Source organism: Dactylosporangium siamense, from assembly GCF_016862795.1.
In the GTDB taxonomy this organism is placed as follows: Bacteria; Actinomycetota; Actinomycetes; order Mycobacteriales; family Micromonosporaceae; genus Dactylosporangium; species Dactylosporangium siamense.
Window position 1 is genome coordinate 103917 of record NZ_BONQ01000025.1, and the last position, 22102, is coordinate 126018.

The window sequence follows — 22102 nt, forward strand, 5'->3', positions numbered from 1 at the left end:
CTCCTTCGTCAGTTCATGGGAATGCGCCCAACATGGGGCGCATACCCCGCTAACGAAGGAAAGTTACCTAAGACACTATGTGTCCGATATAGCCACTCTCAGGAGCGTTGACCATGAAGTGGGCCGCGCGTTCCAGGTACTCCCACAGCACGGCCTCGGCCTCCGGTGACAGGGCGATCGCGTCGACCGCCCGGCGCATCTGCCGCAGCCACGCGTCGCGCTCCGCCGGGCCGATCACGAACGGCGCGTGGCGCATCCGCAGGCGCGGGTGGCCGCGGGTGTCGGAGTAGGTGGTGGGGCCGCCCCAGTACTGGATCAGGAAGAGCCGGAACCGTTCGTTGGCCGGCCCCAGGTCCTCCTCCGGATACAGGGGCCGCAGGATCGGGTCGTCGGCCACGCCGGCGTAGAACTCGTCGACCAGTTTGCGGAACGTCGGCTCGCCGCCGACGAGCTCGTAGAAGTTCGGGGAGGACGTCACCCGTCAACTATGCCGCGCCCGCGGCTGAGCGAGCGCGGCGGGAGCGAGCCGAGCTCCGTGGTGCGTTCGCTGAGGTCGACCGTGCGCTCCGACGGGTCGACGGCCGGCATCCGGCGCTGTGACGGGCCCGGGCTGGGCCGGGGGCGGCGGGTGGGCAACGGCGCTCGGCCGAGGTCGATGGTGACCTCGCCGAACTGCTCGTCGGTGCCGTGGGTGCCGGCGTGCTCGTCGGCGGCGACCCGCACCTTGTTGGCGGCGATCGCGTCGGCGACGGTCGCGTGCGCCGGCCAGGTGGCGACGACGGCCGCCATGATGACCACGCCGACGATCGCGAAGTATCCGACGACCTGCGGCAGCGGGTTGTGGCTGGCGAGCCAGCCCGTGAAGAGGATCGAGCCGCCCTGGATGAGGTGGACGCCGCTCTGCATCACGCCGAACGCGCGCGCCCGGTACGCCGGCGGCAGCACCTGCACGAACAGCCCGTTCGTGGCGGGCAGCGTGCCGGCCAGCGCCCCGCCGGAGATCAGGGTCATCGCCACGACGCCGTAGATGTTGAGGTCGAACAGGGCGGGCACCAGTGCCAGAGGGGTGATGAGCGCGAACGGCCGGATGTACGCGTTGCGCCGCTGCGGCTTGACCAGCCAGGTCATCACGATGCTGCCGGCGAGGAAGCCGACCGCCGAGGCGACCATGATGGTGCCGAGGTAGACAGCGTTGGGGCCGTTGGCGAGGTCGGCGGCCCAGGCCGCGGCGAGGCCCTCCGGGACCACGCCGAAGCAGACGCCGCAGAACACGACGAGGGCGATGGAGCGCATCACGGGGGAGCGGAACACCACGGTGTAGCCCTCGGCGGTCTCCCGCAAGAGGTTGGTGCGCTTGTCGGCGGTGAGGCTCGGCGTGCGCTCCTTCACCCGCACCGTCACCAGCAGCGCGGAGACGCCGAAGGTGGCGGCGTTGAGCAGCAGCGCATACCTGGCGTCGAGCGCCGTCAGTGCCGCGCCCGCCGCGTAGCCGGCGATCAGGGCGAACTGGCCGGCGGTGCGCTGCAGGGTCAGGGCGGTGACATACCGCTCGCCCTGCAGGATCCGTGGGAGCAGGGCCGAGCGGGCGCTGTCGAACGGCGGGCTCAGCAGCGCGCTGACGAAGAGCAGTCCGATCAGCCCGGCGACCGGCAGGCCGCCGAAGACCGCGAGCGCGACCATGATGCCCATCCGGATCAGGTCCGAGAGGATCATGATTTTGCGGTACGAGTGCCGCTCGGTGATCGCGGACAGCACCGCGCCGATGCCGAGCCACGGCAGGTAGCTGATCGCGAACGCCGCCGCCGACGCGATCGGCGACTGGGTGCGCTGGTAGACCAGTGCGATGACGGCCGCCCGCGCGGCGCTGTCACCGAACCACGACAGCGCGCTGGCGGCGAAGACCGCCAGGTATTCGCGATTGGTAAGGGCCTCCCGAGCGCTGGCCGGGCCGTCGGTGGACTCGTCGGGATCGGACACCGGCGGAGCCCCCTTTCCATCGGTCACGACAGCGGCGTCGAACGTTCGCGGGCGCGGCCGGACCGGTCTGCTCCGGCGTCGGAGGGGTTGACGGCGCCGGACCGGAACATCGTGCAGCGATGCACCTGAACGAACGGACGATAACCGACTAGCCACCCGATGCGCGACCCTACCCATCGGGCTGGCCGCAACTAACCGCAAGATCGGACAAATGTGTCGTCAGCGCGTCGCCCGAAGGAACCTCAGGTCGGGCCGCCCTGGCCGGTGTCCGAGGCGGCGCCGGTGTCGGCGGGCGGCCGGATGAACATCCGCGACGCGGTGATCTGCGCGGCGATCCCGGCCTTCTCCAGCGCGTCGGTCAACCGCCGGCGCAGCTCGCGGCCGACCCGCCACTGCGCCTCGGTCGACGTCTTCACCGTCGTGCGCAGCACCGCGCCCTCGGCGGTGAGCTGCTCGACGCCCAGCACCTTCGGCGGGTCGATGAAGTCGTCGACGAAGTCGGGGTCCTCGGCGACCGCCTCGGCCGCCTCCCGCAGTACTGCGGTGGCCTGGTCGACCGCGACGAACCCGACGGGCACGTCGATGTTGACCACGGCCCAGCCCTGGCTCTTGTTGCCGACCCGGACGATCTCGCCGTTGCGCACGTACCAGACGACACCGGAGGCGTCGCGGATGGTGGTGATCCGCAGCCCGACCGCCTCGACGGTGCCGACCGTCTCGCCGATGTCGACCACGTCACCGATCCCGTACTGGTCCTCGAGCAGCATGAACAGCCCGGCGATGAAGTCCTTGACGAGGTTCTGCGCGCCGAAGCCGATCGCCAGACCGGCGATGCCCGCGCTGGCCAGCAGCGGCCCCAGGTTGAGGCCGATCTCACCGAGCACCAGCATGGCGGAGATGCTGAACACCACCGCCGAGGCGATGCTGCGCAGCACCGAGCCGAGTGCGCGGGCCCGCTGGTTGCGCCGCTCCCACGGCGCGGTGAGCGAGTTGGGCAGCCGCCGGCGCAGCGGGCGCAGCAGCGAGCCGCCGGTCTCGTTGTCCGACACGGTGTGCCTGATCAGGCGGTCGATCGCCCGGTGGACGATCGCCCGGATCAGGAACGCCAGGATGATGATCATGACGATCGTCAGCGGTTTGACCAGCACCCAGTAGCTGCTTTCGGCCAGCCAGGTGATCTTGGTCTGCTCGTACACGAACTCGCAGAACCCGTTGTTGGAGCAGCTCGGGGTGGGGTCGGGCGCCGGGGTGGGCGACAGGGCGAGCACGCTGCTCAACAAGCACTCCTTGGCAAACCGGTGCGAACGGGGGGAAGTCCGCACAAACGCTCTTGCGGGCGGGCGAAGGTTCACCCGCCGGCCGCAAATAGTACGTGCAATCCGAGGATCTATCAGGGACGATTAGCGCACGGACCCCCACCTCGGTGGCCCGCTACACAGACCTTCTCCAGGGAGTTTCCTTCACGCACTAGGGGGACGGCGATGCCTGACATACGACCCGCACGAGTATCGGGTGCGCTGGTTCTGAATGCCACCTATGAGCCGCTGTGTGTCGTGTCTGTCAGACGTGCCACCATCCTGGTCCTCACTGCGAAGGCGGTCACCGTCGCGGACGGTGAGGGCATCCTGCACAGTGCGATGAATGAGCTCCCGGTCCCCTCTGTGGTCCGGCTCACGCGCTACGTTCGAGTGCCGTACCGCACGCACATAGGCCTGTCCCGCCGCGGCATCTTCGCCCGCGACGGCTGGCGGTGCGCCTACTGCCGAGGCCCGGCCGAGACCATCGACCACGTGATGCCACGCAGCCGCGGTGGGCGGCACGCATGGGAGAACGTCGTCGCCGCCTGCGCCCGCTGCAACCACACCAAAGGTGACAAAACGCCAGCCGAACTCGGCTGGCGTTTGCTTGCCACCCCTCATGCGCCGAAGGGCGTCGCGTGGCGGGTCCTCGGCCACCGCACCCCCGACCCGCGCTGGGCGGACTGGCTCGACGTGCCGCTGGACGGTCAGCAACTCGCGGCCTGATCGGGCGGGTGGCTCAGGTCACCCGCCCGCGCACCGCCTCGAACTCGCGGTAGGACCCGCTGGTCACGATGTCGCGCAGCCGCGCCATGCCCTCCCACACATCCACGAACCGGGTGTAGAGCGGCGCCAGCCCGATCCGCAGCCGCTCCGGCGTCCGGAAGTCCGGGATGACCTTGGCGGCCTTCAGTGCCTGGCAGATCTGCCACGCCTGCGGGTGGTGGAACGTCACATGTGATCCCCGCTGCCCGGGGTCACTTGGCGAGGCCAGTGCGAGACGGTCGCCGAGCCACGCTTCGCCGAGTTGGATGGTGTACGAGCTGAGCTCGGCGCTCTTGTCGTACAGGCACGGTATTCCGGCCTCGGCGGTGATCCGTGCGCCTTCGAGCACCGCGTATCCGCCGAGCACCGGTGGCGTGCCGACCTGGAAGCGTTCGATCGACTCGACCGGGTCATAGCCGGCGTCCATCGCGAACTGGTCCCGCTGGCCGAACCAGCCCCAGATCGGCTGCCGCAGTCTGGCCTGCAGGTCGCGGCGGACGTACAGGAACGCCGGCGCGCCCGGCCCCGCGTTGAGGTACTTGTATGTGCAGCCGACCGCCAGGTCGGCCCCCGACTCCCGCAGCGGCACCGGCACCGAGCCCGCGGAGTGGCACAGATCCCACAGTGTGAGGGCCCCCACCCGGTGCGCGGCAGTGGTGATCGCCACCATGTCGGCGAGCGCGCCGGACCGGTACGCCACGTGCGACAGGCACACCAGGGCGACGTCGTCGTCGAGGGCGGCCGCGATCCGCGCCGGGTCGACGCCCGCGTCGATGTCGGTCGCCACGATCCGCAGCTCCAGCCCGCGGGCCCGGGCCAGGCCCTCCAGGACGTAACGGTCGGTAGGGAAGTTGTCGTCGTCGGTCACGATGACGTGCCGCCCCGGGCTGGCGTCCAGCGCCGCAGACGCCAGCTTGAACAGGTTGACGCTGGACGAATCCGACAGGATCACCTCGCCCCTGGCGACGCCCAGCACCCCCTCGGCGATCACGTCACCGGCCCGTCCGGCCAGGTCGATCCACGTGTCCCAGCCGCGGATGAGCTCGCCGCCCCACTCCCGGTCGATCGCGTCGTGCAGCCGGTCACGCGTGGTGAGCGGCAGCCGGCCGAGCGAGTTGCCGTCGAAGTACACGAGGCGCTCGTCCGGGATGTGGAAACGCGTGCGGAAGTGACCGATCGGGTCCTGTGCGTCACGGGTTTCGGCATACTGGCGGCTGAGGTCCATGGAGCTGACGGTATCGTCCGAAGATCGGCAATACCCCCCGGCAACGCGCTGGTCATCATGGCCCGCTAACGTGAAGCCGGTCTTTTAGTCCCTTCGACGCCTGGGGGCGTTGAGCTTGTCCATCATCGAGACGACGCTGATCTTCGCCGGCATTCCGGTAGCGGTCATCGTGCTCATCGCGGGCGCCAGCTATGCCGGGAGCGCCCGGCGCAGCAAGCGTTACCGGCCCGGCCGGCCGTTCGACTTCACGCCGGTCTGGTTCCTGTCCGTGCCCGAGCAGGTGACCCAGACGGCGAATGCCCGTGAGCTCACCGGCGCGCGGCGGGCCGAACTGACCGCCGGCGCGCCGGCCGTGACCGAATGGTCCGGCGACCGGGCGCAGCCGCACGTCATGGGAGGCGCAAGTGACCGGTGGTAACGGAGCTGGCCTGAAGGGTCAGCCCGACGTCCTCAACGGGCCGTTCACCACGCGCCAGTTGCTCCGCCTCGACGAGGCACTGCGGCTGGCCGACTCGTCGACCGGCCTGACCTTCAGCATCTACGTCGGCGAGCTCGCCGAGCCGATGCGGGCCTCGGCCGAGGAGCTGCACGGTCAGCTCGCCGACCCACCGCACTCGGTGCTCATCGCGGTCTCGCCCAACCAGCGGACCCTCGAGATCATCACCGGTGGCGAGGCCCGTCGCCGGCTGCCCGACCGCGCGGCGAAGCTGGCCGCCCTGTCGATGGCGGCGGCCTTCGGCGGCGGCGACCTCGCCGGCGGCCTCGTGGCCGGGCTGTCCCAGCTCGCCGACCACGCCGGCCGGCACTGACCGCACCCAAACGCTGCTCCGTCGGCGCGCCGCTTCCCGCCCAGGGAACCGGCGCGCCGCCGTCTTCCCATGATCCCGAAGACCTCGTGCACCCCCGGCTACACAACCTCTTCCGGATCACGAGCTCGGGCTTCCCATGATCCGGAAGAGGCTGTGCACCCCTGGGTGCACAGCCTCTTCCGGATTATGAGGTGGTGGGACGGCGAAAGGGCGGGCGGTCAGTCGACCGGCCCGCCCTTCGGAGTGTGACGGTGTCAGCTGGTGGCGGCGTCCTTGGCCCGGGCCTTCAGGGCGCGGACGATGCCGTCGCGGCCCTCGCCGACCAGGCGGCGCAGCGGGGCGGGGCGGCCGGGCTCGGCGAGCCACGCCTCGGTCCGGGCCACCGTGTCCTCGCTGACCTGGAACGACGGGTAGCCGAGCTCGACGAACTCGGCGGCCGGCTCCGAGTCGCGGTGCTCCCACACGGGCATGAGGGCGTCGAAGAACGCGGGCAGGAACGTCGCTGTCAGCGGGACCTGCGCCGAGTGCTGGAAGCCCTGCAGCAGCGAGCGCTGCAGCCAGTTCGGCAGATGGTGGTCCTCGACGAGGCGGCGCCACGTCTCGGCCTTCGACTCGGCGGTGGGGATCAGGGCGCGGGCGAGTGCCGCCTGGCGCTCGCCGCTCGCGGTGCGGTCCCGGTCGAGCTCGGACTCGATCTCGGCCGGGTCGGCGGCACCGTTGGCGATCAGGGCGTGCAGGATGCCCCAGCGCAGGTCCGCCTGGATCGTCAGGCCCGAGGGCACGTCGACCCCGTCCAGCCAGCCCGTCAGGACCGCCAGGTCCTCCGGTGTGCGGGCGGCCGCGGCGAACGAGCGCGCCCACGCCAGCTGGAAGCCGCTGCCGGGGATCGCGTCGCGCAGCGCGTCGCGGGCGGTCGTCGCCAGGACGCGCCAGCCCTCGGGCACCCACGCCGGGTCGGCGTAGAAGACCAGGGCCGACTGGGCCTGCCGGATGGTGGCGGTGACCAGGTTGATGTCGCGCTCGGCGGGCAGGCCGGACGCGATCAGCTTGATGTAGTCGCGCACGGCGAGCTCGGCGTCGCGGACCATGTCCCACGCCGCGGTCCAGACCAGCGCCCGGGCGAGGGAGTTGTCCATGCCGAGGATGTGGTTGCCGACGGTGTCCATGGAGCGGGCGTCGAGGCGCAGCTTCGCGTAGGTCAGGTCGTCGTCGTTGAGCAGCAGGACGTCCGCGGCGCGGCGCCCGGCGAGGGTGGTGATCTCGGTGCGCTCGCCGTCGACGTCGGCCTCGATGAGCTCGCGGCGGATCAGGGCGCCGTCGACGACGTCATACAGGCCGATGCCGATGCGGTGGGTGCGCAGCGTGGGATACGCGGCGGGGGCCTCCTGCAGGACGAGGACCTGCTCATACGTGCCGTCGGCGGCGATGGTCAGCTCGGGCCGCAGCGTGTTGACCTGGGCGGTCTCCAGCCACTGCGCCGCGAACTTGCGCAGCTCCTTGCCCGAGGCGGACTCCAGCGCCGACAGCAGGTCGTCGAACGTGGCGTTGCCCCACTGGTGCTGCCGGAAGTAGGCGCGCAGGCCGGTGAGGAACGGGTCGATCCCCACATACGCCACCAGCTGCTTGACGACGCTGGCGCCCTTGGCGTAGGTGATGCCGTCGAAGTTGACCTCGACCGCCTCGACGTCGGGCATCTCGCAGTAGACGGGGTGGGTGGAGGACAGCTGGTCCTGCCGGTAGCCCCAGTTCTTGCGGATCGACAGGAACGTCGTCCACGCGTCGGTGAAGCGGGTCGCGCGGGTGTTGCACCAGTGGCTCGCCCACTCCGCGAACGACTCGTTCAGCCACAGGTCGTCCCACCAGCGCATGGTGACGAGGTCGCCGAACCACATGTGGGCGAGCTCGTGCAGGATCGTGTTGGCGCGCTGCTCGTATTCGAAGTCGGTGACCGGCGAGCGGAAGATGTAGTGCTGCTCGGCGTGCACGACGCAGCCGAAGTTCTCCATCGCGCCGGCGTTGAACTCCGGCGAGTACACCTGGTCGTACTTCGGCAGCGGGTAGCGGATGCCGAACTCCTGGTGGAAGAAGTCGAAGCCCTGCTTCGTGATGAGCAGGATGTCGTCGGCGTCCAGGTACTGCTTCATCGACTGGCGGCAGAAGACGCCCAGGTCGATGCCGTCGTGGCTGTCCCGGACCTCGTGATACGGCCCGGCGCAGATCGCCGTGACGTAGGTGCTCATCCGCGGCGTGGGCGGGAAGTGCACGGTGAGGCCGTCGCGCCGCTCCGGCGGCATGTTGGAGATGACCCGCCAGTGCGCCGGCGCGGTCACGTGGAACGTGAAGCTGGCCTTCAGGTCGGGCTGGTCGAAGCACGCGTAGACGCGCTGCGCGTCGGTCGTCTCGAACTGGCTGTAGAGATACACCTCCTTGTCGACGGGGTCGACGCTGCGGTGCAGCCCCTGCCCGGTCGTGGAGTAGGTGCCCTCGGCCTCGACGACCAGGAGGTTGTCGGCGGCGAGGCCGGGCAGGCGCAGCCCGGTCTGCGGGGACCAGTCGGACGTGTCGAGGGCGGCGCCGTTGAGCGTCGCGCTGTGCACCGTCGTGACCGCCAGCTCGATGAAGGTGTCGGCGCCCGGTTCGGTGCAGGTGAACCGCACCTCGGTGGTCGTCCGGAACGTGCCCTCACCTGGGTAGCCGGCGCCGTCCGTCAGGTCGAGACTGATGTCGTACGCCGCAACGTCGAGCAGGCGGGCCCGGTCGACCGCCTCAACCTGGCGTAGGTTGCGTACACCGGCCACGTGTCGTCTCCTGTCGTTCGCTGTGGCCGTCCCCGTCGACGGCGCCACCACTGAGTCTTCCACGTCCACGGCGGACAACGGGGGAGTGGCTCAGGTCACCCAGAGCCCGGCTGGCACCGGGAGCCCCCGAAGCGTAAGGATCGAACCGGGTTTCCGACTCTTTCAGTAGCGTTTCCGGAGTGCTTCTCCGAAGTGAGGTGTCGCCGCCATGGCAGAAGAGCGCATCATCGCAGACATGTGGTTCGACCCACGGTGCCCGTGGGCCTGGATCACCTCCCGCTGGCTGCTCGAGGTGGAGCGGGTTCGCCCAGTTGACGTGCGGTTCCACGTCATGAGTCTGTCGATCCTCAACGAGGGTCGCGACGACATCCCGCAGCGATACAAAGAGGGTCTGGCCAAGGGTTGGGGCCCCGTCCGGGTCGCGATCGCGGCCGAGCAGAAGTTCGGCAACGAGGTGCTCCGCCCGCTGTACACCGCCCTGGGCACCCGGATCCACCACGAGAAGCAGGAGCTCGGGCGGGAGCTGTACGAGACCGTGCTCACCGACGCGGGCCTGCCGGCGCAGCTCGCGGACTACGCCGACTCGACCGAGTTCGACGAGCAGCTGCGGGAGAGCCACTTCGCCGGGATGAACCCGGTGGGCATGGACGTCGGCACGCCCGTCATCCACGTGCCGGGCGAGGACGGCAAGCTCATCGCCTTCTTCGGCCCGGTCATCACACCGGCCCCGAAGGGCGAGGCGGCCGGCCGGCTCTGGGACGGCACGCTGCTGGTGGCCGGCACCCCGGGCTTCTTCGAGATCAAGCGCAGCCGGGACGTGGGGCCGGTCTTCGACTGATCCACCTAGAGGTAGGCTGCCTACCTGTGCGGCGGTTCCTGACTCCCCGGTGGGTGCTCTGGCATGTCCTGGCGCTCGCCGGGATTGCCGTGTGCCTGCTCGCCGGTCGCTGGCAGTATCAGCGGGCGGCCGCCGGCAACATGTTGAGCTGGGCATACACCGTACAATGGCCGCTTTTTGCGCTGTTCGTGGGGTTTTTGTGGGTGCGGGCCGTCCGGGATGTGCTCGGGCCCCGGCCCGTGAAGACCCAGGAGCCCCTGCGCCCACGGGTCGCGCCCCCGGTCGCTGTCACGGACGACGATCCGCAGCTGGCCGAATACAACCGCATGCTGGCCTGGCTCGCCGCCAACCCTGACCGCCGCCCTGGCGACTTCCCCGGATGAGGTACCCCATGCCGCTGAAGAACGCGCTCACCCGCTTCCGGGTCATCGCCTGGATCGTCGGTGTCCTGCTGGTCGTGCTCACCGTCGGCACCGTGCTGAAGTACACGACCGACGACGACACGATCGTGGCCCTGGTCGGCCCCGCGCACGGCTTCCTCTACATGGCCTACCTGGTCCTGGCCGCCGACCTGGCCCGCCGCGCGAAGTGGAAGCTCGGCTTCACGGCGCTGGTGCTGCTGGCGGGCACGGTGCCGTTCCTGTCCTTCGTGGCCGAACGGGTCGTCACCCGCCGGGTGCAGTCAGCCGGAGCCCTTGTAGGAAGCACCGTGTGAGTCCACGCAGTGCTCGGCGTCGAGCGTGTGGTCGACCTGCAGCGTGGTGTGCTCGATCGCGTAGCGCTCCCGCAGGTGCGTCTCGATCGCCTCGCGCACCGCGTGGCAGTCCTGCGACGGCGCCACCAGCACGTGCGCGGACAGCGCCGGATAGCCCGAGGTGACCTGCCAGACGTGCAGGTCGTGCAGCTCGACCACGCCCGGCACGCCGCACAGCTCACGGCCGAGCGCGGCCGGGTCCATCCCCGCCGGCGCCGCCTCCAGGAAGATCCGGCCCGAGTCGCGGACCAGCCCGACCCCTGAGCGGACCATGAGCGCGGCCACGACCAGCGACGCGATCGCGTCCGCCCGGTGGAAGCCGGTGAGCAGCACGACCAGGCCGGAGATCGCCGCCGCGACGAACGCGAACAGGTCCGTCAGCACGTGCTGGAAGGCGCCCTCGATGTTGAGGCTGGACCGGTCCGCCCGGCCGAGGACCCACACCACGAGCAGGTTGACGGCGATGCCCGCGAGGGCCGTGACCAGGACCGCGCCGCCGCCGACCGCGGGCGGGTGGATCAGCCGGACCACCGACTCGTAGGCGATCCAGGCCGCGAGCAGCAGCAGGGTCAGCCCGTTGGCCTGCGCGGAGAGGATCTCGGCCCGCTTCAACCCGAACGTGAACCCGCCCGACGGTGGCCGGGCCGCGAGCCGGGTCGCGAACAGGGCCAGGGCGATCGCGGCGGCGTCCGACAGCATGTGCGCCGCGTCGGAGAGCAGCGCCAGGGAATCGACCAGCAGGCCCACGGTCACCTCGACCGCCATGAACCCGGTGATCAGCACCAGCGCGACCGCCAGCAGCCGCCGGTCGGCGTTGGCCGACGGCGCGTGGTGGTGGTCGTGATCGTGGTCGTGACCCATGTCCGACATCTTATGCGTACTTCGCTATATGACGGCAGTCGTTTCTGCCACCGTATGCCGGGGAACTAGTCAGGTACGAGGTCGCAAGCAGGAACGAAGGAAGGGGCAGGACCCGTGGGCATGGAAATCCGCCTGACGCTTTCATTGCCACGCGACCGGTCCACCGTCCCGCTCACCCGCCGGGTCCTCGACGCCGCCCTCGGGGTGTTCTCCGTCACCCGGGACTGCCGCGACGACATCGGTCTCGCTGTCGGGGAGGCCTGCGCCAACGCGGTCCAGCACGCCGACCTCGGTGCCGACTACCAGGTCACGGTCACCATCCACGAGGACCGCTGCGTGATCGACGTGGTCGACGAGGGGATCGGCATGGACGCCGCGACCGGCGCCGACGCCGACGCACATGCCGCGATCGACGCCGAGAGCGGCCGGGGGCTGCGCATCATCCACGCGCTCGCCGACATGGTCGAGTTCCGCCGGCACCAACCCCATGGGGTGGCGCTGCGCATCGTGAAGATGCTGACCAGGGTGACGCCGGCGACCGCCTGAGCACGTCCTGGTGATTTCTCGACAGAACCATGCCGTCGATTCATCCGTGGGTTTGCAATGGATGCGCACAGCCGGTGCGACTCCGGCACACGTGGGCAGCGTTGCGCAGTGTGCAACGTCACCCTGCTACTCCGGAGGAACCCGTGAGCACCGTCGCTCTCCACACCGAACTCGACGACGTTGAAACCCGCTGGACCGTGCAGGAACGCGCCTGGAAGCAGGACCTGCCCGACCTGCCCGACGACGTGATCGCGCTGCTCGCCCCGCCGGTCGTGGTGCTCGCGTCCACCATCGCGGGACGCGCCGTCCCCCGTGCCATGTCGCAGGCCGTCTGAGCTATACCGTTTCGTCCATGACGGTTGCGTACCCGATCGCCCACGCCTGGCTCTCCACCGGAGGCACCGGCGCGCAGAACTACGACGAGTTCGCCGACGACGCGGAGATCACCGCGATCATCGCGGCGAACCCGTCCAGCGCCCTCGCCATCGAGATGCCCCACCGGGCGCCGGACAATGTCGGCCGCTCGTTCCGCGACAGCCTCCCCGACGCCGTGACCCGCCTCCAGGCGGCCAAGGACGACGGGCACTACGCCGCCGCCGCCGACGTGGTGGTGCTCTACCGGATCACCGCACCCGACGGCGCCCGCGCGTACGGGCTGTGGTGCATGGTCGCCACCGACCAGATCTCCACCAGCGCCGACGAGCCCGGTGCCGTCATCCGCAACGAGGACGTCTTCATCGAGAAGGTCCGCGAGCGGGTCGCCCTCGCCGAGGCCACCCAGCACCTGCTGTCGCCGGTGCTGCTGCTGCAGACCGCGCACGGCGACGCCCTGCACGCGGCCCTCGCCCACGCCAGCGCCGACGCGGGCACGCCAGTGGTCACCGACACCGACCCGGCCGGGCGCACCCACGAGATCTGGCCCGTCTCCGCCGGCACCACCCGCGACCGGCTCCTCGCCCTCGCCGGCGGTGGCGAGCTCGTCGTCGCCGACGGCAACCACCGCAGCCTCGCCGCGCAGACCGCCGGCTACCCGCGCTTCCTCGCCGTGGTCACCACGCCCGAGTCGGTGGCGATCCAGCCCTACAACCGCCTGGTCTCCGAGCTGCCCGACGGCGTCACCTTCACCGGTGCCGAGCTGGACGGCGCGGAGATCCCGGCGACCGGCGGCCGGGTCCACCTCTACACCCGCGGCGGCGCCTGGTCGGTCGAGCTGCCCCGCGACGCTGCCGGCGGCGTCATCGACAACCTCGACCACGCCCTCGTCGAGCGCCGCCTCTTCGCCGAGACCCTCGGACTGGAGCCCGGCGACAAGCGCATCACGTACGTCGGCGGCGACTACCCGGCGTCATGGCTGCGTGACGAGGTCGACGCGGGCCGGGCCGAACTGGCGGTGCTCATCGCCCCCGTCACCGTCGAGGACTTCGTCGCGGTCAACCTCGCCCGGCAGAAGATGCCCCGCAAGAGCACCTGGTTCACCCCGAAGGCCCGCGCGGGACTGGTCGTCGCCCAACTGTCGTAGCGTCACCCGATCGTGGTAGACACTAGGCCGTTTCGTCTTCGGCCTGGGGTGTGCACATGCGGATCTTCATCGCGGCCATGGTCGCGGCCTTCGGTATCGGCGCCTTCGCCGCCGCCGCCCTCGTCTGGGACCGGCGGCGGCACTGGCGTCTTTCCGGCGGCGCCACCACCGGGTGGGTTTCCGGGCTGCTGTTCGTGGGGCTCGCGTTGGTGGTGGGTTCCTGCCTGGGTCTGATCCAGTTCTGACAGACTTCCGGTATGCGCGTCTATCTTGGATCGGATCACGCCGGCTATGAGCTGAAGGTGCACCTGGCCGGCGCCCTGGGGCTGCAGGGATATGAGGTCGTCGACATCGGCCCGGCGAAGTTCGACCCCGAGGACGACTACCCGGTCTTCTGCTTCCACACCGGCGCCCGCGTCGTCGCCGACCCGGGCAGCCTCGGCGTCGTCATCGGTGGCTCCGGCAACGGGGAGCAGATCGCGGCCAACAAGGTGCCCGGTGTCAGGGCCGCCCTCGCGTGGAACCTGGACACGGCCCGGCTCGGCCGTGAGCACAACGACGCGAACATCGTCGCCGTCGGGGCCCGCCAGCACACCCTCGACGAGGCCACGGCGCTGGTGACGGCGTTCCTGTCGACGGCCTTCTCCGGCAGCGAACGGCATGCCCGGCGCATCGCGCAGGTCCTGGACTACGACACGACCCGCGTCCTGCCGCCCCTGCCCGACGCCTGATCCCCGCGCCCGCCCGGTGGGGCGGGTGGCGGCGACGGTCAGGTGCGCGGGCGGTGGCCGGGACGGGTCAGCTCCTCGCGGGGGACCCAGCCGCGGCGGACGATCTGCAGGTCACGGTCGGCCGCCGCCAGATCGTCGTCGCTGGGGCGGGCCGCGTCCCGGGCGCGCATCGCGGCCGAGACGCTCACCTGTGAGGCACCGCCGCCGACGAGGCCACGCAGGCCACGCTCGGACACGACCTCGTCGTGGTGGTGATGGTGATGGTGGGCGTCGTGATGATGGTGATCGTGGTCATGGTCGTGGTCGTCCTTGGCGTGCCCGCCGGGGCGCTCACCCGCCGGGGTCTCCGCCTCCGTCGCCTCGGGGTCGTGGACGTTGGCGGTCATCGCGAACGCCCCTGCCAGCTCGGCCAGCTGCGCGGGACTCGGCGGCGCGGGGCTGGTCGGCGCGGCGCTCGGCGTGGGCGCCACGGCCCGCTCCGTCGTGGCGGGTCCGTGGTGGACCGCCGGGTCGGCGTCGCGGGGAAACACTGCCGGCGCCGCGGGAGGACCTGACGTCGGCTGGGTGCTGACCGGCGGATGGATCGGTGGCCGCGGGACCGGCGGATGCGGCTTCGCCGCGATCGCGTCGACCGCCTCGGGCGCCGCGGCGTTCTCGGCCGGTTCGTCCTCGGCCGTCTGGTCCGCGGTCGCCGCGACCTCGGCCGGGTCGTCGGCGGGCGGGTCAACGGCCGCGTCGCCGACGGGCGCGTAGCCGGCGGGCGCGTCAACGGCCGGGTCGCCTGCGGGCGGGTCCTGGCCGGGCGACTGGGCGTCGGTGGTCACCGGTTGGTGATGCCGCATGCGGCGCCGCCGGCGCTGGATCCCACCCACACCCCAGACCCTACCCGCTCCACGCCCACCAGCCGAGGTATCAGAAGATCTCGATCGATGCCGGGCTGACGTGCCAGCCGAAGGCGGTGCTGGCCGCGGCCACGGCGCCGGGACGGTGCTCCCTGACCCGGCCGGTCGCGGCGAGGGCGCCGAGCTTCGTGCCGCCGAGATAGGCCGCGCCCAGCTCGAGGACGTCGCAGCTCAGGTCGGCCGGCGCATCGGTGGGCGAGCAGTTGACCAGGGCGCCGCCGGCGCCGACGCGCAGGCGCCAGCGGCCCGCGTTGGCGGGCAGGAGCTCGTCGGTGACCTCGAGCACGACGTCGACCGGTGCCGCATACCGGCGGGAGACGAGCGCCCTCGGCAGGTCGACGATCCGGACCCAGAGGCCGTCGCCGATCTTGCCGCCGAGCCGGCGGGGCTCGTCGACGAGGTGGAAGATCGGCTCGTCGACGCTCGACAGGCCCTTGACGACGGTGCGGGTCAGGTCCACGCGGAGCAGGAACCGCCACAGCGCGGCCTCCGCGGCCGGGGTGGCGGCGACCAGCTCGACGACGTTGACCTCGCCCTTCGGGCCGTTGTCGTCCCATTCGCTGCGGACGCGGTACCGCGTGAAGCCCTCGACGACACCTTCGGCGTTCTCGTACAGCACGGCCCGGGTCGCAGTGAACCCGTCCCGGTGCTTCTCCAGATCGGTGGTCAGGTGGCCCCACCACGCGTCGTCGCGGCTGGACCAGCCGGGGCGTTCGGCGAGGACCCGCCCGTACACCTCGGAAAGCTCCTTGAGCACCTCGGACGGGGCCGCGCTGCGCAGGGTGCCCGTGTCGCCACCTACGGTGCTCCGGATCGACAGCTCGCGGCGGTCGGCGCGGAGGGTGACGTTCTGCGAGGCGAGCCCGTAGCCGAACCGCTGGTAGATGCGGCCCTCCGACGCCCACAGCACGGCGATCGCCTCGGGCACGCTCGTCAGCTGGTCGGTCATCATGCGCCGCAGCAGCCCCTTGCGGGTGTGCGCCGGGGCCACCGACACGCCCGTGACGTGCGCGGCGGGGATGACGGCGCCCGGCACGGCGAGATCGCGGGTGAAGATGCCGGCGGTGCCGACGATCTGGCCGCCGAACTCGGCGAGGGTGTATCTGGAGGGATCGAGCACGGTGCGGATCGAGTCGCTCGGATCCGGCTCGCTCGTCACGAAGAACGCGCCGCGGATCACCCGGCTGAACGCGTCGATGTCGGCGGTGGTGGCAGCACGCAGCGAGTATCCGGTCACGCAGTCGTGTCTACCTCGTGACCTCCACTGAGCGCGACCGATTTCGTGGGCTGGTTACTCTCAGAAGTGTCCGGGGGCGGAAGTTCATCTGGGGGGAGTCGCACGATGACGCAGGGTGCGTTGCTGGACCTCGTATGTGGTCCGGCGAGCCCTTTGCCGGAGACGTTCCAGCGCTATCGGCTCGTCGCCCATCTGGGTTCCGGCGGTCAGGCAGACGTCTACCGGGCGGTGCGCATCTGCGGTGGGGTGACGTCCGCGCCGATGACCGTGAAGGTGTTCCGGATCGACCCGCAACGCCCGATCGCCGACGAGCTGCGCTCCTGGGACAAGGGCGACGCCGCCCTCATGGACCTCAACAACCGGGGGGTCGGCGGCATCTGCCGGCGCGCGGACGGCTTCTACGGCCCGCCGCCGCACCGGCCGGGGGAGCGCCCCGCACCGGGCGACGCCGTGCCGTATCAGGTCTATGACTATCTGCACGGGGTCAACCTGCGCGAGTACATCGCCCAGCGCGCCGGCATGGCACCCGGCGGCCGCCGGCTCAACGCCGTGGGCGCGTTGAAGACCCTGAGCTCGGTGCTGCAGGCGCTGCACCACCCGCAGCAGTCGGGCGCGACGGCCGTCCTGCACATGGACGTCAAGCCGTCCAACGTCATGGTCCTCGCCACCGGCGAGGTGCGGCTGATCGACTTCACCGGTGCGCGCTACTTCCGCGAGGAGGAGATCACCCAGATCGCGTACACCCCGGAGTCCGGCGGCCCGGAGGCGTTCGGCGGCGTGAAGTACGTCGGACCCGCGTATGACGTTCACGGCTTCGGCGCCGTCGCGTACTTCATGGTCACCGGCGCCTACCCGCGGGTCGACGGCCGCACCGACCAGCGCGGCCCGCAGGAGGCGTCCCCGCCGCAGTGGAACGTGCTGCGCCGCCACCCGCTGCTGGAGCGCATCCCGGCCCTGCGGGACCACCTGCACGCGCCGCTCGCCGACCGCCCGTCGGAGCGACCCGACACCAGGGAGCTGCCGGCCTGGCTGGGCCACCTGGCGGAGCTGGTCCGCCGGTCCGGGCTGCCGGACGTCGGCTGCGACTGGGTCGAGCCCGAGAGCTCGGAGACTTCGCGCGCCATCGGCCGGGCCCGGCCGTCGGTGACGGGCACGGAGACCGATGCGTATCAACGCATCGAACGCCTGGAGCGCGAGCTCGTCGCCCTCAGGGCCGGCAGCTCCGCCCCGACGGCCTTCTACACCTCGGTGCCGGTCTCGAGCCCGCCGGTCTCCGCTCCGCCGGTTTCGGCTCCACCGGTCAGCGGCGTGCCGGTGTCGCCCGCCGTGCACGTCTCCGACACCGGGGTCCCCCAGATGCGCGGCCGGGCGAAGGTCATCCAGCGTCCCGCTCCCGACCCGACCGGCATGATGCCGTCCGAGCCGGAGCTCGATCGCCCCGTGTACCGCCCGGAACCCGGCGAACGCGCCCGCACGCTGAAGATCGGCTGGGAGCTGACCGGCACCGGCGCGTTCATCGCCTTCATCTGCTGGGGCCTGTGGGCCCTGGACAGTGACGGCAGCCTCAGCGGCCCGTTCTTCGCGTTCCTGGTCGTGCTCGCCGTCGCCGTCGGCGTCTTCGCCCTGACCCGTCTCGTCGGCCGGCTCGTCCTGGAGCAGCGCTTCGGCCGGGTCCGCCGCAGCGCGAAGGGCGCCCACGCCCTCACCGGCCTCTTCCTCGCCGGCGCGGGGATCGCCTACCTGCGCGAGGTCGGCTGGTTCATGCACTTCTGGCACTGGGTGACAGGCCTGTCCGGGTGATGCGCTGGCGCCGCCGCCGTCGCCTGGAGGGGCTCATCAACTTCCGCGACCTCGGCGGCCTTCCGGCGGCCGGCGGCGCGATCCGCCCGGGTCGCCTGTTTCGCAGCGACTCCCTCGCGTACGCGACGGAGTCCGACGCCGCGCACCTCGTCAAGGACCTCCGCCTGGCGACCGTCATCGACCTGCGCGGCGAGCACGAGGTCACCCAGCTCGGCCGCGGCCCTCTCGCCGCGGCCGCGGTCGACTACGTCTCCGCCCCGATCACCGACGTCAGCGGCGCCACCGACCTGGTCGGCCACTACATCGCGATGCTCGCCGAGAAGGGCGACGTCCTCGCCGGCGCCGTCCGGCTCCTGACCCGCCCCGCGACCCTGCCCGCCGTCTTCCACTGCGAGGCGGGCTGCGACCGCACCGGGGTGCTCGCCGCGGTGGTCCTCAGCCTGCTCGGCGTGCCGGACGAGGTCATCGCCGCCGACTACGCGGCCACGGCGGCCGCGATGCCCCGCATTCACGAGCGGGTCGCGGTGGTCGTCGACCGCCTCGGCCTGCCACCCCGCCCGGCGTCCGTCCTGGACTGGATCCCGCAGGCGGCGATGATGCTGGAGACCCTGGAGCTGGCGAAGGACCGGTGGGGCTCGATCCAGGACTGGGCGCACGTGCACGGCCTGAAGGACGACGACCTGTCAGCCCTCCGCGCCGCGCTGGTGGCCTGAGCCTGTCGCGCTCCGGGTCCTCCGCGCTCGCTGCTACTCGCAGGCGACGCCGTCGCCGTCGCGGTCCAGGGCCTTGCGGTAGCCGGGCTCGCCGCGGTGCAGCGGCGCCGCGCCCGCCTGCCTCGCCTCGGTGCAGTTCGCGTAGTACACGTCCTTCGGCTCCTCGTCCGTCGGGTCCGTCGCGGCTCCGGCCATCGTCGGCACCGGCGGCACCGCGACCGACGGCGCCGTCACGGCAGCCGGTGACACGGACGGTGACGGCGAGGGCGACGGCGACGGCGAGGGAGCCGACGACGGGGACGGCGGAGCGGAGGAAGTCCCGGTCAGCGGCTCACCGGCGTCCTTCTGCCCGGTGGACCCGCATCCGACCAGCGCGAACAGGACGACCACGGCGGCAACGAGACGGCGACGGCTCATGACGTGATCTTCCGCCGGAAGTGACCGGCTGGGATCCGCCGATCGCCCCGGGGAACGATCACGTCAGGTCAGAACTCCGCCACGTTCGGTCCGCCATTTCCGGGTTCCCCCCAGCAGGCGGAGGTCGGCTGAGCTCGTACAGTGCCGGTTCATGGGGTGGTACGGAACGCTGCTGCTCTCAAGGCCCGCCGACGGCATGCTTCCGGCGTGCCAGGAGGTGCGGCAGGCGTTCGGGTCGCGGTTCGTCACGCCGAGCGTGATGCCGGCCTTCGGCAACCGGCTGGGGCTGCACGACGTGGGCGGCGGCTGGCAGCGGGTCGGTGTGCGGTTGTTCGGCAGGGAGCGGTTGCGGTTGGCGGCAGGCGTCCAGGAGCTGGTCGCCGCGACCGCCGCTCCGGCGCTGGCGGCGTGGGTGTCCGAGAGCACATGTGTGCATCTGGAAGCCCGTACTCCAGCGGGTGTGGCCCTGTCCATGCACCTGCCGAACGGCGGCGGGAGCTGTGCATACCAGCACCCGGATGGCCGGCCCGCGCGGGTCGACCCACGCCGTGCCGTCGAAGCGCTCGAGGCCTGGGCGCATGAGGCCGGGCGGAGCCCGGTGCCGGAGACCATCTCGTCCATCGTCCACGGCACCTGGGACGGATCGCCGTTCGCGGAGGACCAGGTGCTTGGGTTGTTCGACGCGCTCGGTTGTCCCTCTGAGCGGGAAGTCCTGCCGGTCATCGACCCGCAGGATCCGGCGTTCGGAGACTACGACCTCTGGAGCTATTTCGCCGACAACAGCGCCGGCGCGCTGATCCTCGCCGCCGAGAAGGGCTGGGTGCTGGGTCCCGAGCACGACGTGACCCCGATGGAGCGGGACTACCTGCGCTTCGAAGACCTGGTGTGGGGCTCGGTCTACGGCGGCGGTCTGAGCCGCGAGGAGCTGATCGCCGAGTATCAGCACCTGACGTCGCGATGGCCGGACCCGAGATCGAGTCGTCGCCGGAAGGCCTGACCTCGTCACGGCGAGTCCTTCCGACACCGTCATGACATACCGTGCGAGCCGGTCGGGATCCTCGTCGGCGGCAAGATCACCCTCTCGGATCGCCCGCCGGACCCGCTCCGCCATGGCCGGTTCGCCGCTCCTACGGGAGGCGGCGAGGTCTCGCATAGGCCATCTCCACCCGGGCATAGCGGGCGAGTGGCCTTGTCGAACAGCTCACGCTTGTTGCCGAAGGCCGCGTACATGCTGGTCTTGTTGATTTTCATGGCGGCGAGGGACTCCCATGGCACAACTGACAGGTAAGACCGCCGTCGTCACCGGCGCCACGAGCGGCATCGGCCTGGCCGCGGCGCGGCGCCTCGCGGATGAGGGCGCCACCGTCTTCATCGCCGGCCGGCGAAAGCCGAAGCTGGACGCCGCCGCGATCCACGTCGGCCCGAACGCGATCCCGGTCCAGACCGACGTCTCCGACCTCGACGACCTGGACCGCCTGTACACCGCGGTCCGCCAGCACGGCAAGGGCATCGACGTCCTGTTCGCCAACGCCGGCGGCGGCGAGTTCGCCACCCTGGAGCAGGTCACGGAGCAGCACTTCGACCGGACCTTCGGCATCAACGTCCGCGGCACGCTCTTCACCGTGCAGAAGTCCGTCCCCCTGCTCAATGAGGGTGCCTCGATCATCCTGACGTCGTCCACGGCCGCCTCGACCGGCGGCGCCGCGTTCGGCGTCTACGCGGCCTCGAAGGCGGCCATCCGCTCCTTCGCCCGCACCTGGGCCACCGAGTTGAAGGATCGCGGTGTCCGGGTCAACGCGATCTCGCCAGGCCCGGTGGACACCCCCGGCCTGACCGGCCTGGCCCCGACCGCCGATCAGGCCGGCGCCCTGAAGGACTTCCTGGCCGGCACCGTGCCGCTGGGCCGGATGGGTCGCCCGGACGAGATCGCCGCCGCGGTCCTGTTCCTGGCCTCGTCGCAGAGCAGCTTCGTCACCGGCTCGGAGTTGATGGTCGACGGCGGTCAGAACCAGGTCTGATCGACCGCCGTCGCCGGAGGATGTCAGACAGTGACGGGGCGGGCGTTGAGCAGGGCGGTGTGGTCGCGCTGGGCGGCGTCCAGCAGGGCCTGCCAGGCGTCGGCGCCGATGGGGAGACGGGTGGGGCGGTCGTCGGAGGCGATGAGCCGCAGCACCTCGTCGGCGAACAGCGACGGTGGATTGGCGATCGGCAGCTGCTTCATCGCGCGGGAGCCGGCGAGCATGGGGGCGGTGACGTCGCGGTACGTGTCGAGGTGGCTCGACTCGGTCAGCGTGGTGCCCCACTCGGTGGCGAACATGCCGGGCTCGACCGCCACGACGTGCACGCCGGTGCCGGTGAGTTCCTGGGATAGTGCCTCGACCATGCCTTCGAGGGCGTACTTGGCGGCGGTGTAGGCGCCGAGGCCCGGATACGCGAGCCGGCCCGCCGTCGAGGAGACCATGACGACGTCGCCGTGACCCTGGGCGCGCATGTGCGGCAGGACCAGGCGGGTCAGCCGCCACGGCGCGAAGAGGTTCGTGGCGAACTGGGCCTCCAGCTCGGCGTCGGTGACCTCCTCGACGGCGCCGAAGTGGCCGTAGCCGGCGTTGTTGACCAGGACGTCGATGCCACCGAAGCGGGCGATGGCGGCGTGCACGGCGTTGTGGCAGTCGTCCGGGTCCCGCACGTCGAGCGCGCAGGTGGCGAGCGTCTTCGGGTACGCGTCGCGGAGACCCTCGAGCGTCTCGGGCCGGCGGGCGGTGGCGAGGACCTGCTGGCCGGACGCGGCGACCGCCTCGGCGAGGGCGCGGCCGAGGCCGGTGGAACATCCAGTGATCAACCAGCGGCGAGTCATGTTCGACATAGTGACTCTCAGTATCCGCTCGAAAACAGTGCGAGAACGTGAATGACTG

Annotated in this window: 25 protein-coding genes; 15 read left to right on the forward strand and 10 right to left on the reverse strand. The window is 71.1% G+C overall.

Features of this window, described 5'->3' with window-relative positions:
* Positions 1-67 precede the first annotated feature (67 nt).
* The 3 genes from Dsi01nite_RS08485 to Dsi01nite_RS08495 form a co-directional block, all read right to left on the reverse strand.
* Entirely contained in the window at positions 68-478 is a 411-nt protein-coding gene (locus Dsi01nite_RS08485; protein ID WP_203845487.1) for a globin, read from the reverse strand.
* The gene (locus tag Dsi01nite_RS08490) at positions 475-1977 is read right to left on the reverse strand and encodes an MFS transporter (RefSeq protein ID WP_203845488.1); all 1503 of its coding nucleotides are present in this window, start codon (positions 1975-1977) and stop codon (positions 475-477) included. Before Dsi01nite_RS08490 ends, Dsi01nite_RS08485 begins: the two co-directional genes overlap by 4 nt.
* 242 nt (positions 1978-2219) lie before the next feature.
* Positions 2220-3257 (reverse strand): mechanosensitive ion channel family protein, encoded by a 1038-nt coding sequence (locus Dsi01nite_RS08495; protein ID WP_239135773.1) that lies wholly within the window; start codon positions 3255-3257, stop codon positions 2220-2222.
* Positions 3258-3458: 201 nt separating this feature from the next.
* On the opposite strand from Dsi01nite_RS08495, the gene Dsi01nite_RS08500 reads away from it, so the two are divergent.
* Positions 3459-4001 carry an HNH endonuclease gene (locus Dsi01nite_RS08500; RefSeq protein WP_203845489.1) on the forward strand — a complete coding sequence of 181 codons (543 nt, stop codon included), beginning with the start codon at positions 3459-3461 and terminating at the stop codon, positions 3999-4001.
* Between the two features lie 13 nt (positions 4002-4014).
* Here Dsi01nite_RS08500 and kynU read toward each other — a convergent pair whose 3' ends face one another.
* Positions 4015-5265 (reverse strand): kynureninase, encoded by a 1251-nt coding sequence (gene kynU / locus Dsi01nite_RS08505; protein ID WP_203845490.1) that lies wholly within the window; start codon positions 5263-5265, stop codon positions 4015-4017.
* A 115-nt stretch (positions 5266-5380) separates the two neighbouring features.
* On the opposite strand from kynU, the gene ctaJ reads away from it, so the two are divergent.
* Positions 5381-5683 (forward strand): aa3-type cytochrome oxidase subunit CtaJ, encoded by a 303-nt coding sequence (gene ctaJ, locus Dsi01nite_RS08510; RefSeq protein ID WP_239135774.1) that lies wholly within the window; start codon positions 5381-5383, stop codon positions 5681-5683.
* Positions 5670-6074: a DUF5130 family protein gene (locus Dsi01nite_RS08515; protein ID WP_203845491.1), complete on the forward strand. Its 405-nt coding sequence runs from the start codon at positions 5670-5672 to the stop codon at positions 6072-6074. Before ctaJ ends, Dsi01nite_RS08515 begins: the two co-directional genes overlap by 14 nt.
* Positions 6075-6328: 254 nt before the next feature.
* On the opposite strand, the gene pepN is transcribed toward Dsi01nite_RS08515, so the two are convergent.
* A complete protein-coding gene (gene pepN / locus Dsi01nite_RS08520; RefSeq protein WP_203845492.1) occupies positions 6329-8872 on the reverse strand; it encodes an aminopeptidase N in 2544 nt (847 codons plus the stop codon).
* A 208-nt stretch (positions 8873-9080) separates the two neighbouring features.
* On the opposite strand from pepN, the gene Dsi01nite_RS08525 reads away from it, so the two are divergent.
* From Dsi01nite_RS08525 to Dsi01nite_RS08535, 3 genes are read left to right on the forward strand one after another with little or no spacing between them, the layout of a single operon-like run.
* Positions 9081-9710, forward strand: a complete 630-nt coding sequence (locus Dsi01nite_RS08525; protein ID WP_203845493.1) for a DsbA family protein — start codon at positions 9081-9083, stop codon at positions 9708-9710.
* Positions 9711-9736: 26 nt separating this feature from the next.
* Positions 9737-10093, forward strand: coding sequence for a hypothetical protein (locus Dsi01nite_RS08530; RefSeq protein ID WP_203845494.1), 357 nt, complete (start codon positions 9737-9739; stop codon positions 10091-10093).
* A gap of 14 nt (positions 10094-10107) precedes the next feature.
* The gene (locus tag Dsi01nite_RS08535; protein ID WP_203845528.1) at positions 10108-10425 is read left to right on the forward strand and encodes a DUF3817 domain-containing protein; all 318 of its coding nucleotides are present in this window, start codon (positions 10108-10110) and stop codon (positions 10423-10425) included.
* Here Dsi01nite_RS08535 and Dsi01nite_RS08540 read toward each other — a convergent pair.
* On the reverse strand, positions 10393-11325 hold the full coding sequence (locus Dsi01nite_RS08540; RefSeq protein WP_203845495.1) for a cation diffusion facilitator family transporter: 933 nt from the start codon (positions 11323-11325) through the stop codon (positions 10393-10395). The genes Dsi01nite_RS08535 and Dsi01nite_RS08540 overlap by 33 nt on opposite strands.
* A gap of 120 nt (positions 11326-11445) precedes the next feature.
* Here Dsi01nite_RS08540 and Dsi01nite_RS08545 point away from each other — a divergent pair, with 120 nt between their 5' ends.
* The 5 genes from Dsi01nite_RS08545 to Dsi01nite_RS08565 all read left to right on the forward strand — a co-directional run bounded on the left by Dsi01nite_RS08545 (position 11446) and on the right by Dsi01nite_RS08565 (position 14121).
* Complete coding sequence (locus tag Dsi01nite_RS08545) at positions 11446-11871, forward strand: ATP-binding protein (RefSeq protein WP_203845496.1); 426 nt, start codon at positions 11446-11448, stop codon at positions 11869-11871.
* 143 nt (positions 11872-12014) lie between these two features.
* Entirely contained in the window at positions 12015-12206 is a 192-nt protein-coding gene (locus Dsi01nite_RS08550; RefSeq protein WP_203845497.1) for a hypothetical protein, read from the forward strand.
* Positions 12207-12223: 17 nt separating this feature from the next.
* Positions 12224-13390: a DUF1015 family protein gene (locus Dsi01nite_RS08555; RefSeq protein ID WP_203845498.1), complete on the forward strand. Its 1167-nt coding sequence runs from the start codon at positions 12224-12226 to the stop codon at positions 13388-13390.
* A 56-nt stretch (positions 13391-13446) separates the two neighbouring features.
* On the forward strand, positions 13447-13635 hold the full coding sequence (locus tag Dsi01nite_RS08560; protein WP_203845499.1) for a hypothetical protein: 189 nt from the start codon (positions 13447-13449) through the stop codon (positions 13633-13635).
* Between the two features lie 12 nt (positions 13636-13647).
* A complete protein-coding gene (locus Dsi01nite_RS08565) occupies positions 13648-14121 on the forward strand; it encodes a ribose-5-phosphate isomerase (RefSeq protein ID WP_203845500.1) in 474 nt (157 codons plus the stop codon).
* A gap of 38 nt (positions 14122-14159) precedes the next feature.
* Here the strand turns inward: Dsi01nite_RS08565 and Dsi01nite_RS58695 are convergent, their stop codons facing one another.
* Entirely contained in the window at positions 14160-14507 is a 348-nt protein-coding gene (locus tag Dsi01nite_RS58695; RefSeq protein ID WP_308442027.1) for a hypothetical protein, read from the reverse strand.
* Between the two features lie 526 nt (positions 14508-15033).
* Positions 15034-16260 carry a GNAT family N-acetyltransferase gene (locus Dsi01nite_RS08575; protein WP_203845501.1) on the reverse strand — a complete coding sequence of 409 codons (1227 nt, stop codon included), beginning with the start codon at positions 16258-16260 and terminating at the stop codon, positions 15034-15036.
* 105 nt (positions 16261-16365) lie between these two features.
* Between Dsi01nite_RS08575 and Dsi01nite_RS08580 the strand changes: the two genes are divergently transcribed.
* The gene (locus Dsi01nite_RS08580; protein ID WP_203845502.1) at positions 16366-18060 is read left to right on the forward strand and encodes a protein kinase domain-containing protein; all 1695 of its coding nucleotides are present in this window, start codon (positions 16366-16368) and stop codon (positions 18058-18060) included.
* Positions 18060-18773, forward strand: a complete 714-nt coding sequence (locus tag Dsi01nite_RS08585) for a tyrosine-protein phosphatase (RefSeq protein ID WP_239135780.1) — start codon at positions 18060-18062, stop codon at positions 18771-18773. Before Dsi01nite_RS08580 ends, Dsi01nite_RS08585 begins: the two co-directional genes overlap by 1 nt.
* Before the next feature lie 33 nt (positions 18774-18806).
* On the opposite strand, the gene Dsi01nite_RS08590 is transcribed toward Dsi01nite_RS08585, so the two are convergent.
* On the reverse strand, positions 18807-19190 hold the full coding sequence (locus Dsi01nite_RS08590; protein WP_203845504.1) for an excalibur calcium-binding domain-containing protein: 384 nt from the start codon (positions 19188-19190) through the stop codon (positions 18807-18809).
* Between the two features lie 151 nt (positions 19191-19341).
* On the opposite strand from Dsi01nite_RS08590, the gene Dsi01nite_RS08595 reads away from it, so the two are divergent.
* Complete coding sequence (locus Dsi01nite_RS08595; RefSeq protein ID WP_239135776.1) at positions 19342-20187, forward strand: hypothetical protein; 846 nt, start codon at positions 19342-19344, stop codon at positions 20185-20187.
* A gap of 271 nt (positions 20188-20458) precedes the next feature.
* The gene (locus Dsi01nite_RS08600) at positions 20459-21208 is read left to right on the forward strand and encodes an SDR family NAD(P)-dependent oxidoreductase (protein ID WP_203845505.1); all 750 of its coding nucleotides are present in this window, start codon (positions 20459-20461) and stop codon (positions 21206-21208) included.
* A 23-nt stretch (positions 21209-21231) separates the two neighbouring features.
* Here Dsi01nite_RS08600 and Dsi01nite_RS08605 read toward each other — a convergent pair whose 3' ends face one another.
* Positions 21232-22044 (reverse strand): SDR family oxidoreductase, encoded by an 813-nt coding sequence (locus tag Dsi01nite_RS08605; protein ID WP_203845506.1) that lies wholly within the window; start codon positions 22042-22044, stop codon positions 21232-21234.
* Positions 22045-22102: the final 58 nt, after the last annotated feature.